Origin of the sequence: Halioxenophilus aromaticivorans (assembly GCF_042850945.1) — a bacterium.
GTDB classification, from domain to species: Bacteria; Pseudomonadota; Gammaproteobacteria; order Pseudomonadales; family Cellvibrionaceae; genus Halioxenophilus; species Halioxenophilus aromaticivorans.
The window spans coordinates 1,756,389-1,772,898 of the sequence record NZ_AP031496.1 but is presented as its reverse complement, the minus strand read 5'-3'; the positions used below and the strand labels follow the sequence as shown (position 1 = coordinate 1,772,898).

Sequence of the window (16,510 nt, the reverse complement as noted above, 5' to 3'; positions counted from 1 at the left end):
ACTAAGTACCTATTATTATTAAAAACTGTAACGCACAGTAAGCTGAATTTCGTCTTCGTTATTGGCTACACCAATGGGGCCGTTGGTAAAGCGCGACAGTGGTTCGTACACGCTTTGGCCTCCGGCCACCGCCCATGGGAAGGTTTCATCGCCGCCAAGTTTTACGTTAGCGCCAAAATTCACCAGCCAGTTGTTATTCACAATGTAGGAAACACTGGGCGCAATGGCCGTGGCTTTACCGCCAAAATCGTGGGCCACAATAATCTGCGGGCTTAAGCGGTTGTTGACATAAAAGCCCTTAAACAAAAAGGTGGCAATCCAGTTGTCTTCTTCGTTGGGCATGTCTTCTACGTGGTCTAAAATATGCTCGCCAAACACCTGCGCGGAGATTAAAAAAGCACTGTTGGTTCCCAAGGCTGGTATCACTTGGTTTTTATCAAAGCCAATCACGTAGCGCGCCATTTCGGTTTCGCGGTGGCCATCAGTGTCCCTTGGCAGTTCTTCGCCCTCGGTGTAGGCCAATTCCAAACGCCACACGGCATCCATGGCCATGGAATAATAATCCACCGAGCCGCCCAATAAATTCACGCGGGGGAACTCGATGTCGAACACACCGTCACCGGCGGGGATTGGAGCACCGGGGGCAAGCGCACGGAAATGCAGTGAAGGTAACTGCTGGCGATAATGCAGCGCATTCAAAGAGAAGGTAACGTCACCCAAAACGCCTTCCCACTTTAAGCCCACCTGGGTATTGGCGATTTCCCAATCGGGATCTTGTACGTCGTGAATAATCGGCACGTTGGCAGAATACAGCGCCGGCATCCCCATGGAGCCCAGTACGGCATTGAGATAATCAGAGCTCACCGACGAGGTAAAGAAACAACCGGCGTCTAGAATGCGGTAACTTTGGCCACAGGTGCCTAGGTTACTGGGCCGAAATTCATCAAAATTCCAAACCAACTGTAGGTTAGAATCGTCAAAAACGTTATTGGGCCCCATGCGCCAATCGGCAGTAAACATCCACTGGGGAATACGAATGTCTTCTAATTCGTCGTAAATATTGTGACGAGAATAATCCACCGGGTTGATCACATCCAACACCCGGAACAAATCGGTTTTACCCCACACCACCTGTTGCTTACCCAGCCGCATGGACAACACATCATCACCGGCCAGTTGCAAATCCGCGGTAACGTACAATTCTCGGACAAAATCCAGTTCATCATTAAAATCTGGGAAGCGAATTTCGTCACTGTCTTCGTCCATGTAGCCATCCAACGCACTACACTGGGCAGGGTCGTTCTCGCAGGGAACGGGCACACCGGGGGTTAAAATCACCTGTGAGGCAATGTCGTTGTCGTGCCAATCGGCACCCAAATAATCGTAGCTGACGTCTTCACCGAATTCATCGTCGTTTAAATCGTAAACGCCGTCGTAGGTGGCCCGGATAATGGCGTTAACCTGCAACGACCGGAAAGTCTCGGAAGCGATGTCGTTTTGAAATTCAAACTGCACCGTGTTGCGGAATTTCGACAGGCCGACTTCATCGCGGTAGTAGGTGGCGTTTTCTGCAAAACCGGACCAATTCCCCGCCGCGTTAACAGCGTTGAAGGGGATTAATGTCGCTGCGGAAACAGCCAGTGCAATTGCCTTGCAACCGTGTTTTACGTGTTCCGTCATGGAGTATTACCTCTTCATTATTATGGTAAGTAAGTGGTTGGTGTTTTTTATTAGCGCTGTGTGAACGCCTAGGCTGAAATTTTTTCTTTCTCTACCTCAGGCGTAATCTTCTGCACGGGTCGCGGGTTATGATCGGCATGGATCACGCCATCGTCGTCGGTATAAGCCGAGGTAATAAACTTAGGCTTCATTAATAACACCCAGCTAGGCACCAATAGCATGGCAGCAATGGCATTGAGCACCACCATCACAATCAACAGCAACGCGGCGTCACTTTGGAAGCGTAAGTCGGATAAGATCACCCACATCACAATGCCGGCAATTAACGTGGTGGCAGTAAAGCTGATGGCCAAACCGGTGGTGCCAATGGCTGCCCGTACCGCTTGACCCAAGTTGCCCAACTTGGCCATTTCTGCGCGGATACGATCCATCATATAAATGGAGTAATCGATACCCACTCCAACACCCACCGCAATAATGGGCACGGTATTGGAATTAATCCCCATTTCCACCAGGCCCATATAGCCGTAGGTTAAGGTTGTGGCAAAGATCATCGCCATCAGCATCATGGCACCGGCCATAAATGATGAATAAAACACGGTAACGAAGATGAAAATCAACGCAAACACGGCGGGCAGAACCATTAAATTGGTTTCGTAGGCGGCCTCATTTTGTGCCGCAATAACGCCGATGGTGCCACCGGCCAAACGAATTGTTAAACCATCCACTTTACCTTCGTTTTCGGCAATCCATTGTTTAGCCATATGGATGGCGCGGCGGATAGTCTCACCCTGGTGATCCTTATAGTAAAACACCAAAGCAGCCACGCGCTCGTCGGTATCGACAAATTCGTTTAACGCACCTGGGATGGGGTTAGACATCATGTAGGTATACATTAAGCCACCGATGTACAGCTGATCGTCAGGTATTTGAACCCAACGTGGGTCGGTGTTATGTAATAGGCGATTCACCTGGGTGACTAAATCCGGTGCACCCTTGGCGCCGCCCACTTCAGGGTCCAGCAGCATATGACGCTCGAAGTCAGCCAAGGCCTTCAGTACCTCGGGCCTTTTAATGCCGCCGTTCTCATCGGTTTCGGCAATAATGTAAAGCTCTTCACTGCCAGGAAAACTGTCGTTAACGGCTTTGGACGAAATATTGTAGTCGTGATCTTGATACAAAATGGGCGAGCCGGGTTCAGACTCACCAATCACCACGTGGGAAGAGAAATAACCACCCACGCACAGGGCGGCCAAGGCCAACAACAACACTTTGGCGGCGGCTTGCGGGCCACTGACTATGCCGGCCACCAAGGAGCCGATGTTACGGAATACATTGCTTTTGATCTCACTGGACTTAGGCCGCGGCAAAATGGATAGCAACAGGGGCACAGCCAATAGCACGGTAATAATAATGCTCAGCGCCCAAATGGAGGCGTAGTGAGCCATTTTGGTATTGAGTGGAATGGAACCTATGGCAATCAATAACAAACCAATCGCATCGGATACCACGCCGAGGCTTCCGGGCCGGAATAGACTCTCAAAGGTAAGCCGTGCCGCAGTTATATGATCGTTGTTGACCAGCTCCTGATAATAGCGCTCCACCAGTTGTATGCCATGGGACATGGCTCGAGCCGAGATCAAAAACGGAATCACCAAACTGAGCGGGTCTAGGTTGTAACCGAATAAAGAAATAATCCCCAAGCCCCAAATGGAGGACACCACCACACCGGCCAGGGGTATCAAAATGCCGTAGGCTTTACGGAAATAAAACACCAAAAGCGCAATCATAATCAAACCGGTGAACAAAAATATTTCCACGATTTGACTCAAATACTGGTACGTCCACCCCACCAACATTGGCTGGCCGGTAACGTGAATTTTAACCCCAGGGGCGGATTCTTCTGCGCGCAGTGCTTGTATTTGCCGGTAGGTCTCGGCGTAATCTAACTTACCTTCAATCAGTTGCGCCTTAACCAAAGCCATGTGCATATCGGGGCTGACCAATGGGCCGTAGACTCTGGGGTCGGCAACGATGGCATCGCGGAGATTATCCAACTCGGGCTGGGATAAATTGGTTTTATCCGGGTTGTAGTATGGCTCGGAGTTAACATTACCCTCCGGTGTTAGCCATACGTTACGCGAGTTACGGTGGGCCACACTGGCAACCAGATTATGGTTTACCCCAGGTAACGAATCCACCGCTTGTGTAATGCGGTGCACCCGAGCCAAAGCTTCGTTGGTAAACACCGTAGATTCAGTGAATTCCACACCCACAATGATCACATTAGCACCACCAAAGGAGCCTTTGATTTCATTGTGCAATTCGATGTATGGGTGCGTTTGCGGTAAAAGGTCGGCGAAATCGGAATAGATCTTTAGGCCGGGTATTTGCGATGCAAAGAACACGGTAACCATCAAAATTATCGACAGAATAATGTTAGGCCGTTTAAACACACCCTGTTCGAAGCGGTGCATAAAATGGGTGGTTGGGTGCGCTTTGGCGGAGTGTTTATCGAGTTTGTCTTTCATAATTAACTACCTCAAAGATCAACGCTTAGCAACACACCGTTACCACCGGCGAGTAATAATTGTTGGTTATCCACAAGACCCGCGCGTAAAAACACCGGAGGAATAGATAAAGCCAAAGGCTGCCATTGACCTTCAGTGCGAGTGAGCACAGTGGCGTTGTCGCCCAATAACAGTGGGTTAGAATCGTGCTCTATGACTTGATACAGCGGCGCATCCACACCGGTATCGTTTAGCTGCCAACTGCCAGCGCCATCCGTTGTTTGGTACACGGTGCCATCCAAACCTACGGCCCAGCCGGTTTGCTCATCGCTAAAAAATGTGGTTTGCGGGTAAAACTCAGCCTGAATGGGCGCTAACACCTGCCACTGTTCGCCGGCGTCCTCGGTTTTAATCACCAAGCCAAACTCCCCGGTGGCGTATGCAATGTCGGCGGTTAAAAACTGGATACTGGTGAGCATGGCGTCTTCGTTCAATGAGAACTCCGCCCAGCTATCGCCCGCATCGGATGAGGAATACAGGCTGGAGAAACTGCCCACGGCCCAAATAGTGCCATCGGGGGCACAGGTAACGGCCAATAGATTTTCTGATGTTGGTATGGGCTTGCTTTGCCATTGGCCAGCATTTTTATCGCCCAACCATAAATCACGCTCAAACCCCAGCGCAACGAATTGCTCATCCGGGCAGGTGGCAATATCGATTAAACCAGGTTGGCCGGGCAACTCCAATCGGTGCCAGTCTTCACTGCCGCGCGTGCGATGCAACACCAAACCAAAATTGCCCACTGCTACTTGGGCTTGTGTGTTCTGTGCGAGGCCTTGGATTTGATCGGTACGGCGAACGGGGTTATCCAATGTGGTGTTAACGCCGGACAAATCCAGTGCGGCCTCACAACCGGCTAAACTTATGGCAATAGCGGCCATTGATAGGCATTGAGCTGCTGCTAGCAACGAATGTTTTTCTTTATAGTTATTCATAAAAGCATCGGAAATAGGCAATGTGTTTTTATTGTTTTGCCAAATGGCTATTTAAGATTTTCTATAGCTCGGGCGGCGATTTGAAACACACTGTAATTCAGGTATCCCATACCCATCCAATACAATTGACTCCCATTTTCGATACTTATAAAGTATTACCTTCACCACAACGGATACTGCATAAAAGCTTAAAACTGGGCTGTAAAAGTGGCCCCAGCGCTAAGCTCTAAAAACCTAAAATAACGATATCAGGTGTACCTGCATGGATTTACGCAAACTGCGCTACTTTATTAGCGTGGCAGAAGAAGGCCATATTGGCCGCGCTGCCACCGCACTGAACATTTCTCAACCGCCACTGACCCGGCAGATCCACCAATTGGAGGATGAACTGGGCGTTGCGCTGTTTAATCGTACCCCTAAGGGCATGGAAATAACTGAGGCAGGCAAAATATTTTTGCGCGAGGCAAAAAATATCTTTGCCCTAGTGGAACAAGCTACCGAGCGCACCCAGCGCGCAGGCACCGGTCAGCTTGGCCGTTTGGATGTGGCGATTTTTGGCTCGGGGATTTTGGATACCATACCGCGTATTTTACTGTCGTTTCGGCAGGATTACCCCGATGTAAAAGTGGTGCTACACACCATGGGTAAAGCGGCACAAATTGAAGCCCTGCGGCAGGGCCGAGTCACCGTGGCGTTTAATCGAATACTGGCACCGTTGCCAGATATTACATCGGAATTAATACGTTCCGAGGATATTTGGGTGGCCGTAAACACCACCACAGAACTGGGCCAAAAAGAGGAGATCGATTTTAACGAGTTACAACATCAGCCTATGATTTTATTCCCGTCACAAGGCAGCCCAAACTTTAAGGATAAGGTGGTTAACCTGTGCCACCAAGCGAATTACACACCGCAGGTGTCACATGAGGTGGGCGATGCGGTGACTGGGGTTTCTTTGGTTGCCGGCGGCTTTGGCGTGTGTGTGGTGCCACAATCGGCGGCGGCCCTCAAACTGGCCGGCGTTAGCTACAAACCCTTGGTTAATCTGCCCAAGGGCGCCAAGGTGGATTTAAGCTGTATTTATCGCTCAGAAGATAACTCACCGTTGCTGCAATCGTTTTTGGAGAAGGTACGCCAATTTAAACAATCCCAAGCAACGGCGGAGTCGGCCTAACGCCCTGCCCTGTGCGAGGCCAACAACATTGGGTTGGCCTTGGCTGCAAACCGGCGGCGTATTTTGCCGGTAATGCACAACTCTAAGTTTTGCTCTGGGAATATTCGGCAAGCCAGTACCGTATCGTTGGCTAGGTCGTCTTCACTGATGTGGCAGGCGCTCATGGCTTTATGGCTATAGTGCCCTTTTTTTACCTGCACCGTACACACACCGCAACCGCCACCCCGACAGCCCAGAGGAATGCCCTTGCGGCCAGTGCGGTGCATGGCATGAAGTACCGATTCATCTTCATTGCAACCGAAGCTTTCATCGATATCCAGTTCGTCATCAATAACGCGGATAATGTAGTTCATTTATTGTTTTAATTATTTCTTTTCGTTATTGTTTTAGTGTTTATTTAATTATTGCTAGCGTCGGCGCGGGCCTCGATCTCTGCTTTTCGAATCTCCGCCGCCGTTTTACCGGCTATGCACCAGTCTTCTGGGTCTACTTGGATAATTCTGCCGCGAATCACCGACGCATCAATACCCAATATTTTTGCCGTGCCTTGGGTAAAAATATCCATTAATTCAGACCGCAGCGCAAGGTTTCTACCCCGCAATACCATGGCCTCAAAAAACGGTGCGCCGGTTTCACCCGGCTGTAAGGTTTTACCCTGCAGCGCCATTTCGTGGTTGCGATGCACGGTGATCATACCACGCACACGCTCCATGGGCGCTTCGAGAATGCGAGCGTATTCTTGGCTGGCAAATTCCAATAATTGGCGGCATTGCTGCTCGCTGGCGGAACACTCGCTTAAATGAAAATGCACTACGGGCATGGGGTTGCCTCTGTTGTTTACGTTATAACTGTTATCGTTATAATTGCTATCGTTAAAATTAACATCGTTACTTTTTTGATTTTTAGCTGCTTACGCTTGAGCGGAACACAGGATTTATTTGAATCAAGGCAATCCTTTACGGCGGCCAGAATCCAACATCAAGGTTGATCCCGTCATAGCCGTGGCCTCGGGCGCCAACAAGGTGGTTACCGCCCAGGCGACCTGCTCTGGAGTGGTAAAAGCACCGATGCTGGATTCAGCCCGCATTTCATCTAGTACGTCGTCCAAGCTAAGCCCGCGCTGCTGTGCCCGCGTGGCCGCCACTCGGTGCAAACGCTCGGTATCCGCCGGCCCCGGGGCAATTACGTGGGCGGTAATATTGCGTGGCCCGTAGGCCAGGCTCAGCTGGCGCACCACATTGATCAATGCCGCATTGGCCACACCTGCGGCAGCCGCGTAGGCGGTTGGCTCCAGGCCGTAGTGACCACCAATGGCAATAATACGAGCATGGTCGGCCAGCATTGTGTCGGCGGCTCGGGCCAAGCGCAGCAAGCCGCCAACTTTGATATTTACCGCTTCTACCATGGTTTGTGTGGGCGCGGTTAAAATACCACCGGCAACGCCCACACCAGGGCCATGCACCACCGTGCGTACCCGAGCGCCGCAGTTCTCCAACGTGTTGGCAATGGTTTCTATGGCGCTATCGTCGGCTATATCGGCTACACAGCCGGTAACGCCCGGGTAGTCCGCCGCCAGCGCGTCAACAGCAGCGGCACTGCGGGCCACAGCCACTACGTTTAAGTTGTGCTCCAATAAGCGTTTTACCATGGCTTGGCCAAAGGCACCGGTTGCCCCCACCACCACGGCCACTTCTTTTTCTGTTTGCATGATAACGTCTGTTATTTTTCTATTCTTATTGGGCAACCGCTTGCAGTAAGCCGCGCTGTTTTGCCATGGTCATGGCGGTATCCAAAATCATATCCTCTTGGCCACCAATCATCTTTTTACGACCCAACTCCATTAGAATATCCCGGGTGGGAACGCCGTAGCGCTGGGATGCCCGTTTGGCATGCAATAAGAAGGTGGAGTACACACCGGCGTAACCCAGGGTTAAGGATTCACGATCCACCCGTACAATATGCTCCATCATGGGAAAGATAATTTCCTCGGCCATATCCATTAGCTTGAATAAATCCACACCGGTTTCCACACCCATGCGCTCCAAACAGGCGGCAAATGACTCCAAAGGCGTGTTGCCGGCGCCGGCGCCCAAGCCGCCCACAGAGCCATCAATACGGCTGGCACCTGCGGCTATAGCGGCAATGGAATTGGCATTGCCCATAGCCAAATTATTGTGGCCGTGAAAGCCAATTTCGGTTTCAGGTTTTAAGGCATCGCGTAGGGCGGAAATCCGCTCGGTAACGTCCTCTGGCAACATAAATCCGGCGGAGTCTGTCACATACACCGTATTGGCACCGTAGGATTCCATCTTTTTGGCTTCTTGCACCAAGCCCTTGGCGTCGTTTAAGTGCGCCATCATCAAAAATCCCGAGGTGTCCATCCCCAACTCTCGGCAGTAGGCAATGTGCTGTGGCGCGGTATCGGCCTCGGTGCAGTGGGTTGCCACATGCACACTGCGAGCGCCGGCATCATAGGCGGATTTAAGTTCTTTCATAGTGCCCAGGCCCGGTATTAATAGCACTGAAACCACAGCCTGTTTCATCAGTGGCGCCACCGCCGAGATGTACTCTTCGTTAGTGGCCAAAGCAAATCCATGCTGTTGCGAATTACCGCCCAGGCCTGCGCCATGGGTGACTTGGATGTAGGGCATACCGGCGGCGTCCAGCGCCTTGGCTACGGTGACCATTTGTTCTATGGATATCTGCTCTTTTTTAGCGTGCATTCCATCGCGTAAGCACATATCGTGCAGAATGACTTTGCGACCTTTTAACTCTGCCATGGCTAGGCTACCTCCACCGGTTTTAATTCAATTTTGCCCGCCAATATTTCTTGAGCAAACATTTCCGCCGTACGGCAGGCCGAGGCAGTCATAATATCCAGGTTGCCGGCATAGGTGGGCAGGTAGTCACCAAGACCTGCCACCTCCATAAATACCGACACTAAATTGCCGTCGAAATCTGGGCCGTTAACTAGGCGATAACCCGGCACGTAAATTTGCACCTGTTTAATCATTGCCAAAACAGAGCGCGTAATGGCTTCTTGGTCCGGCTGACCTTGGGTGCGGCAATAAATGGTGTTGCGCATAATCATGGGCGGCTCGGCCGGGTTGATGATCGCCAGGGCCTTACCTTTTTTAGCGCCGCCCACTTTTTCAATAGCATTGGAGGTGGTGTAAGTGAATTCGTCTAAATTAGCGCGGGTACCCGGGCCGATGGATTTAGACGCTAGGCTGGCTACGATCTCGGCGTAGTCCACCGGCTGCACCTGTACTACGGCATTAACGATAGGAATGGTGGCCTGGCCGGCGCAAGAAATCATATTGACGTTCATTTCAAAATTGTCGGCGTGCTGTTTTAAATTTACCGGCGGCACACACAGGGGGCCAATAGCCGCCGGGGTGAGATCAATCATCATCACACCCAGCGCATTAAGCTTGCGGCTGTTTTCGGCATGCACATAGGCACTGGTGGCATCGAACGCGACTTGCACGCCGTCTTCAAGCACATGGGGCACCAAGCCATCCACGCCGTCGGCGGTGGTTTTTAAGCCCATACTCTTGGCCCGCGCTAAACCCTCTGACTGCGGATCAATCCCCACCATCCAAACCGGCTCTAATACTTGGCTGCGTTGAATTTTATAAACTAAGTCGGTACCGATGTTGCCGGAGCCAATAATGGCGCATTTTATTTTGCTCATGGGTTCTCCTCCGTCGCCACCGCGGGCCGATCTGACGCGCGCCCAGCAATACCCGCCACATAAAAATCGTCTTTGGCGTGCTCGGTTATCATAATGCGTACGGTATCCGGGCTGACGCCCAAGGACTCGGCCGCGGCTGCGGTAATGGCCTTGGCCACTCGGCTTTTAGTTTCCGCCGAGCGGCCGGTGAGTAGGTGCATCTCAATGATGGGCATAGTATTTCTCCAAAAAGCAGGCCCACGTCTTTTGTGACCAGCTATTATTCAGCGCTCGCGCCAGCTTTACAAACCCGGTATTAATCGAGTATTTTCAGCGGTATAGCTGCAACCAGCGATGCGTTTATTGTTATGAAAAGAGCTACAGTTTTATACAAACGTTGCGCATTTCGGTATAAAACTCCAACGAGTGAACACCACCCTCGCGGCCAATACCCGACTGTTTAGAGCCGCCAAATGGCGTACGTAAATCGCGCAAAAACCAGCTGTTAATCCAGGTGATACCCACGTCAACCGCCTCAGCCATCCGATGGGCGCGAGACAGATTCGTGGTCCAAATGGTGGTGGACAAACCGTATTCGGTATCGTTAGCCAAGGCGATAACTTCGTCCTCACGATCGAATGGACTAATATGGCAGCAGGGGCCGAAAATTTCTTCTTGCACCACGCGGGCATTATCGTTTAAGCCTGTCCAAATGGTTGGCTGAACCCAATTGCCTTCGGCCAATTCACCTTGCATATCGGGCACACCACCGCCAGTCACCACGGTGGCCCCCTCCTCTACGGCCAGCTTGTAGTAAGACAAGACTTTTTGCTGGTGCTCTTTACTGATTAACGGGCCAAAGTTTGAGCCATGCTCAGTGGGCGCGCCGTAATTAACCGCTTCGGCTTTGGTTTTTAAGGCCTGCACAAATTTGTCAAAAATAGGCCGTTCCACATAGAGCCGCTCGGTTCCCAAACACACTTGGCCCGTGTTTAAAAATGCTGAACGAAAAATGCCATCCACCGCTGCGTCGAAATCGCAGTCGGCAAAAATAATGCCGGCGTTTTTGCCACCCATCTCAAAAGAGACATCCCGAGCCCCCTCGGCCGCCGCTTTCATGATGGCGGTGCCGGTTTTAGTCTCACCGGTAAACGTAATAGCATCCACCCCTGGGTGCTCGGTAACAAAGGCCCCAGCGGAATCCGGGCCAAACCCATTGACCACGTTATAAACGCCCTGTGGCACGCCCACTTTGTTCATCACCTCACCCAACAAGGTGGCGGTAAGAGGGGTCTCTTCGGAAGGCTTAACCACTACAGTGTTGCCGCAGGCTAACGCCGGGCCGACCTTCCAGGTCATTAGCATAAACGGTGCATTCCAAGGAGAAATCACACCAATAACACCTTTAGGTACTCGCAGGGCATAATTAAGCGCGCCTCGGCCATCCGGAGTTGCCATCTGAAAGGATTCTGAGGCAACGTTTTTAATAACATCGGCAAAAATTTTAAAATTGGCGGCACCTCGTGGAATAAAAACCTGCTTCATAACATGGCTTGGTTGACCGGTGTCGGCCATTTCTGCGGCTACGAAATCATCAAACCGACGGGTGATCTCTTCCGCCACCTCGTACAACATAGCCACACGCTGCTCAGTGGTAAATTGTCCCCAAGGCCCTTTCAAGGCTTGCTGCGCGGCTTGCACCGCTCGGTTTACATCGGCCTTGCTGGCTTCGGCGATGGAGGCGATGACTTGGTTATTAACCGGTGAGCGCTTTTCAAAACGTTGCGCGCTATCCGCGGGTTGGAATTCACCATTGATAAAATTATTGACTTGGCGCATGGACTGGACCTTTTATGATTTTGCACAACAGCAGGTTGAGCGCACAACTGCTACTGAGTAGTTTGTCATCCTAAAACGTGCCTTAATTGAATACTGGCACCGACTCATTTAGCGTTTGGTGCAGCATCCTTGCTGCTTTGCGGGGGCTGGTTTAAGCAACCCGCTATTACCTCGGTAATTTCGATAATCTCGGTAATATGGTTAGTAGAATAATTGCCGCGCTGGATACCATCTAATACTATTTGATTTGGGCTTTGATACCTTTTCAGCATACTCAAGCCTACTCCCTGGCTGCGGCCGCTAAATACGCTTAAACAGTGCGGAACGGGCTGGCTCTTCGGCGCCATCGGCGGCGGTAAAGAACCGCTCCATATGAATGTCGCGCTCAAACAGCCGGCCTTGCATTAACGCGGTAATGGCTGCATCGATCATCGGCGGTGGGCCACACAGATAGGCTTTGTTACCGCTGAAGCGATCATCAAAATAGTGTTGCGCCGCCTGATGTACAAAGCCCACAAACCCCTGCCAGTTATCGGACTCCTTTGGCTCATTTAACGCTGGTACGTAGGTAAAGTTATCGTGGGTATTGGCCAGGGATTCAAACATTTCCCGGTTGTACAGCTCCGCTAAATTGCGGGCGCCTTGAAACAACACCATAGGACGTTGATCGCCCTGTTCGAGCAGATCAATAATCATGGATTGCGGGCTGGATAACCCAGAACCTCCGGCAATAAATATCGCGCCCTGTTGATCGGATTTGCGCACAAAAAACTGGCCATAGGGGCCGGATAAGTCGAGCTTTTGGCCTACCGTTAATCGCTCGTGGATATAGCTTGTGGCGGCGCCACCTGGCACTTTGCGAATATGCAGCTCGATATTGCTGTTATCCGACGGCGGGTTGGCAATGGAAAACGCCCGCGTGCCTTCAACGCCGGGCACGGACACATTAACGTACTGACCAGCCTGAAATTCCATAGGCCCTGGCAGCGCTAGGGTTACCCCCTTAATGGAGGGCGATAAATCAACGATTCTAGTAACCGTTGCAGTGAAATCTTGCACCGGGCAGCCTAAAAAATCAGGATCCACGTCGATGTCCGCTTCGATGGTCATATCGGACTCTGGGATGGCACAACAGGCCAGCACCTTACCTTCATCGCGCTCCACATCCATTAACGCAAACGGCGATGCTTCGCCAATATCGGCATCGCCGTCGAGTACTTGCACTTTACAGGTGGCACAGGTGCCGTGGCCACAGGCAAAGGGTAGCCAAACACCTTGGCGTAGGGCCGCCGCTAAAATGGTTTGGCCATCTTCCACTTCGATGACATCGCCGGTGGGCTCTATAGTGACTTCATAGCTCATAACATCACCTTAAACACTAGCGTTAGCAATACCGGTCAATTCCGGCGTTTGCAGGCGCAAAAAGCTTTTGTGGTTTATGCCCTGGTCAATTAGCGAGACCTTCATTTGCGGTGTAAACGCTCGGCCATCCAGCAGCCAGCTAGCCGTCTGCCAGTTGACCTCGCTCCATTGCGGGTGCTGATTAAAGGCAGTGGGTAACACCTCTTTTATAAATTCTGCATAGGTTAGGCTTGGTGTAACCATTAACGTAAAGGGTGCAGAAAACAAAAGATGTTGGTCCCAGTTAACGTACACCAGTTGGTTACCATGGAAATTTTCCACGCGATCTTTTACCTCGCCTTTATAATTATCAAAGTAGGCTTGTATAGGCATGCTGATACCTCAGAAAGTCAGTGATTGGCGGGCATTGCCCGCCTCATAGAGTTAAACGTAAAAAAATTAGGCGACGCCTTTCCATTTCTTCCAACGTTGCTCGTCGGGAGAGCCTTTCATATCAAGGTTTTCCTCACCCATGGTCATTCGGTAGTACTGGGTAAGTACTTCTTCCAACCCTGGGCCGCCACAATTGCCTTGATAGATTTGGTGCACCGGCAACCAAGCCTGAACGTATTTTTCTGGCTCTTCGATGAATATTTCCTTACAGCCTTCGGAGCAGAAATGGTATTGATCGCCGTCGTGATGATGACAGTCGTGAGAGGTTAAATCCGGCTCGTCCATATCGGTAAACAGTAATGGAATTTGGCAAATGCTGCACAACATCGGCAATGTGCCATTATAAAAACGTTTACCTTCTTTTTCTAACTGCTTGGCGTATTCGTAGCGCGGACGATAATATTTATCGAAAGTTTCCGGGTATTTCTCACTGAACCAATCCAATTCTTCATCGGTGGGTATCCAAGTGTGAAAACCGGCTGCTTGGCCATAGGTGTAAAAAGTCCACCAGGTTTGGTGTGATATATGCTCTTTTTCTTTACTAACCAGTTCGGCGTATTTAGGCATGGTAATACCGTAGCGGGCCAAGTCTTTAAACAACGCACCGCCAGCTTGTTCAAAGTAAACTTCCCAGGCTTCCTTCCAGCTCATCACCTTGTTGGGTAACATGTAGTCCATCATCATGGCTACTATGCTGAGCAAGCGACAGCCTCGCCAAAACCATTTATCAATCCATTTTTGGACAATCGGAAGGTTGTCTTCGTGCTGCTCTAACAAGAACTTAATCACCTCCAACCCCAGCGTCATATGTCGTGCTTCATCAGATTGCGCGGAAAAACCAAAGGTTACCGTTGCCATGTCGCCGTTGTAGGCCGCACCGGACATAAACGGAACAAACACCAAATTAGTAAGGACATATTCAAAGCTGAAGCTAATCGCAATTAAGAATTCAAAGGGGCCAGCACTGCGAGCGTCGTTGAAAAATGATTTGGGTACCGATAAATACCACACTTTATCCTGCATGTGTGTCCATTCTTTAAAGCCATCAAAATACTTGTTGTATTGGCTGATCGCATGAATCTGCGTCTGCACGTGACGCAACTCATCAATGGACTGCATTTGGCAAGCGACACGCGCGCCCACGCCACCGTACTGCCGCCCAAGGTGAGCAAATCCCTGGAAAGCTTGGTATTCTAGCGGCGTAATGCCGGTTAAAAATAGTTTAATGGCGTTCACGTAGCGTGGATCTGACACATTTAGATGGCCATTGTTTTGGCTAAAGGCATCAAAAATCGCGTAGAGCTTTTTTTCTTTCTCTGCTTGGTATTTCCAATAAGCGTCCATGGTTAATCGAAACGGATCTTCCCACTTTGACCAATCAGTAATTTTGATACCTTCAAATTCTTCGTAAGGAAACGCCTGTTTGCGATCGGCGTAGGAGAATTCCCAATCTAATTCTCGGGTGAGTAAGCGGTATTTGTCTTTTAGGTTGAGTTTTTTATTAGTCATGGTAATCCCTATCGATTCCAGGTGAGCGTTAACTCGTTTTCGTCTTCATCAACGTTGCCGCCCAGTGTTACTAGGCTGAGATGCAGCTCTTGCATATTCCAATCACGGCCCATTTTTTCTTCGACGGTTTCACGCTTTACGGCAAGGTAGTTTTCGTTTTCGATTCGAATCATAGCCGGTTGATGAATCACCGTGATACCGGGATTGTCCTCTTCCACCGCCTCGAGGATGTAGCGAGCATCGTCGTTATCTTGCAATACCAAATAAACTATCGACATGTGGCACCTCCTATAAGCCGGCTTTTTGCAAACGTTTTTGCAGTGCACTCTGGGCATTAGCCAGAGCGCTATCATCGAGCAAGGCCGCCGCCAACGGCGTAAGTGCTTCAACCACACGGCCTTGCCATTGTTCTGCCCATTGCTGCAACAGTGCTTTGTTTTCCTCGGATTCCTTGGCTGCCGTTTTTAAAACCGCATCCGACCAGCGGGCGCTGTCCTTGTACCAGTCGCGCATAAATTCGGTGAGCATACCGACGTCCTGGCCGCCGTTATCTGCCAATTGCTGATCAAATTGTTGGTAGTAGAGATCGTTGATGAGGGAATCCAAGACGATATTTTGCAGCACGAATAATTCAAACCAGTCTTTCACCAGCAAACTGTTCTCGCACAACGCGCGCACGCCTTGCCAGTGCGGAGCTTCCATCCACGCGGTTTTGGCGGTTTGTAAAGACGCACCGGTATTGCCATCTAAAATCAAGCCAATGCGCGATAGGTATTGCGCGATGCCCAAGCGATCCATCCCGTTGTAGAGAAACGCTTGTGTTATTGCGGTACCAAAACCGTAGGCGGCACCGAACATATTATTTAAATTGCCGGTGTGCTCCACATGGCGTAGCGGCACTAAAAACTTAATCACCTGCTGCTTTTGTGCATCAGTTAAATAGCGCGCAAGGCCCCTCTTTTCATAGAAGGCATAGTTGCTTTCAGCGGTTTCCTGCATCTTGGCGCGCTGCTGCACGTAGGAGCCATAATAAAACTGACGCGGGTCTTTAAAATCGTACCAATCCTGCATCACAATGGCAGTGCGGCGAGCGTCTACTAGCTCGTGGTCTTTATCCCAATAGGGTTTGTAATGCTCGTTGCCCTCGGGCTGAATATCATAGGTTGCCTCTTGGTAGCGGCTGGCTTGTTTATCGCCAAAGCGCCGCTCCAGGTGTGCAAAGGTATTTCTGACCGGCTCAGCAGTCGCCGTTTTAATTTCAACAGACATAATTAATCCACCTAATTGTTATGTTTTATTCGGGATTCGGATCGGGTAAATACAGCCAGTGGCA

Annotated in this window: 16 protein-coding genes; 1 reads left to right on the top strand and 15 read right to left on the bottom strand. The window is 50.5% G+C overall.

Going from position 1 to position 16,510, the window contains the following annotated elements:
• Positions 1 to 18 precede the first annotated feature (18 nt).
• The 3 genes from ACGHM3_RS07730 to ACGHM3_RS07720 all read right to left on the bottom strand — a co-directional run bounded on the left by ACGHM3_RS07730 (position 19) and on the right by ACGHM3_RS07720 (position 5,185).
• Positions 19 to 1,680: a DUF1302 family protein gene (locus ACGHM3_RS07730; protein ID WP_345417766.1), complete on the bottom strand. Its 1,662-nt coding sequence runs from the start codon at positions 1,678 to 1,680 to the stop codon at positions 19 to 21.
• A gap of 68 nt (positions 1,681 to 1,748) precedes the next feature.
• The gene (locus ACGHM3_RS07725) at positions 1,749 to 4,211 is read right to left on the bottom strand and encodes an MMPL family transporter (protein WP_345417763.1); all 2,463 of its coding nucleotides are present in this window, start codon (positions 4,209 to 4,211) and stop codon (positions 1,749 to 1,751) included.
• 11 nt (positions 4,212 to 4,222) lie between these two features.
• Positions 4,223 to 5,185 (bottom strand): YCF48-related protein, encoded by a 963-nt coding sequence (locus ACGHM3_RS07720; protein ID WP_345417760.1) that lies wholly within the window; start codon positions 5,183 to 5,185, stop codon positions 4,223 to 4,225.
• Between the two features lie 262 nt (positions 5,186 to 5,447).
• Here ACGHM3_RS07720 and ACGHM3_RS07715 point away from each other — a divergent pair, with 262 nt between their 5' ends.
• Positions 5,448 to 6,359, top strand: a complete 912-nt coding sequence (locus tag ACGHM3_RS07715; protein ID WP_345417757.1) for a LysR substrate-binding domain-containing protein — start codon at positions 5,448 to 5,450, stop codon at positions 6,357 to 6,359.
• Here the strand turns inward: ACGHM3_RS07715 and ACGHM3_RS07710 are convergent.
• From ACGHM3_RS07710 to ACGHM3_RS07655, 12 genes are all read right to left on the bottom strand, one after another.
• Positions 6,356 to 6,712 (bottom strand): 2Fe-2S iron-sulfur cluster-binding protein, encoded by a 357-nt coding sequence (locus tag ACGHM3_RS07710; RefSeq protein WP_345417754.1) that lies wholly within the window; start codon positions 6,710 to 6,712, stop codon positions 6,356 to 6,358. The two genes, ACGHM3_RS07715 and ACGHM3_RS07710, sit on opposite strands and share 4 nt — an antisense overlap.
• A gap of 44 nt (positions 6,713 to 6,756) precedes the next feature.
• Positions 6,757 to 7,179 carry a hypothetical protein gene (locus ACGHM3_RS07705; protein ID WP_345417751.1) on the bottom strand — a complete coding sequence of 141 codons (423 nt, stop codon included), beginning with the start codon at positions 7,177 to 7,179 and terminating at the stop codon, positions 6,757 to 6,759.
• A 123-nt stretch (positions 7,180 to 7,302) separates the two neighbouring features.
• The gene (locus tag ACGHM3_RS07700) at positions 7,303 to 8,067 is read right to left on the bottom strand and encodes an SDR family oxidoreductase (RefSeq protein ID WP_345417748.1); all 765 of its coding nucleotides are present in this window, start codon (positions 8,065 to 8,067) and stop codon (positions 7,303 to 7,305) included.
• 25 nt (positions 8,068 to 8,092) lie between these two features.
• On the bottom strand, positions 8,093 to 9,139 hold the full coding sequence (dmpG, locus tag ACGHM3_RS07695; RefSeq protein WP_345417745.1) for a 4-hydroxy-2-oxovalerate aldolase: 1,047 nt from the start codon (positions 9,137 to 9,139) through the stop codon (positions 8,093 to 8,095).
• Between the two features lie 2 nt (positions 9,140 to 9,141).
• Positions 9,142 to 10,056: an acetaldehyde dehydrogenase (acetylating) gene (locus ACGHM3_RS07690; protein WP_345417742.1), complete on the bottom strand. Its 915-nt coding sequence runs from the start codon at positions 10,054 to 10,056 to the stop codon at positions 9,142 to 9,144.
• Positions 10,053 to 10,271: a tautomerase family protein gene (locus ACGHM3_RS07685; protein WP_345417739.1), complete on the bottom strand. Its 219-nt coding sequence runs from the start codon at positions 10,269 to 10,271 to the stop codon at positions 10,053 to 10,055. The genes ACGHM3_RS07690 and ACGHM3_RS07685 overlap by 4 nt, the downstream gene beginning before the upstream one ends.
• A 142-nt stretch (positions 10,272 to 10,413) precedes the next feature.
• The gene (locus ACGHM3_RS07680; RefSeq protein WP_345417736.1) at positions 10,414 to 11,874 is read right to left on the bottom strand and encodes a 2-hydroxymuconic semialdehyde dehydrogenase; all 1,461 of its coding nucleotides are present in this window, start codon (positions 11,872 to 11,874) and stop codon (positions 10,414 to 10,416) included.
• A 300-nt stretch (positions 11,875 to 12,174) separates the two neighbouring features.
• Complete coding sequence (locus ACGHM3_RS07675; protein WP_345417733.1) at positions 12,175 to 13,236, bottom strand: phenol 2-monooxygenase domain-containing protein; 1,062 nt, start codon at positions 13,234 to 13,236, stop codon at positions 12,175 to 12,177.
• Positions 13,237 to 13,245: 9 nt separating this feature from the next.
• Complete coding sequence (locus tag ACGHM3_RS07670; RefSeq protein WP_345417730.1) at positions 13,246 to 13,608, bottom strand: phenol hydroxylase subunit P4; 363 nt, start codon at positions 13,606 to 13,608, stop codon at positions 13,246 to 13,248.
• A gap of 66 nt (positions 13,609 to 13,674) precedes the next feature.
• Positions 13,675 to 15,177: an aromatic/alkene/methane monooxygenase hydroxylase/oxygenase subunit alpha gene (locus ACGHM3_RS07665; protein ID WP_345417727.1), complete on the bottom strand. Its 1,503-nt coding sequence runs from the start codon at positions 15,175 to 15,177 to the stop codon at positions 13,675 to 13,677.
• 8 nt (positions 15,178 to 15,185) lie between these two features.
• The gene (locus tag ACGHM3_RS07660) at positions 15,186 to 15,455 is read right to left on the bottom strand and encodes an MmoB/DmpM family protein (RefSeq protein WP_345417724.1); all 270 of its coding nucleotides are present in this window, start codon (positions 15,453 to 15,455) and stop codon (positions 15,186 to 15,188) included.
• Between the two features lie 10 nt (positions 15,456 to 15,465).
• Positions 15,466 to 16,446, bottom strand: a complete 981-nt coding sequence (locus ACGHM3_RS07655) for an aromatic/alkene monooxygenase hydroxylase subunit beta (RefSeq protein WP_345417721.1) — start codon at positions 16,444 to 16,446, stop codon at positions 15,466 to 15,468.
• Positions 16,447 to 16,510: the final 64 nt, after the last annotated feature.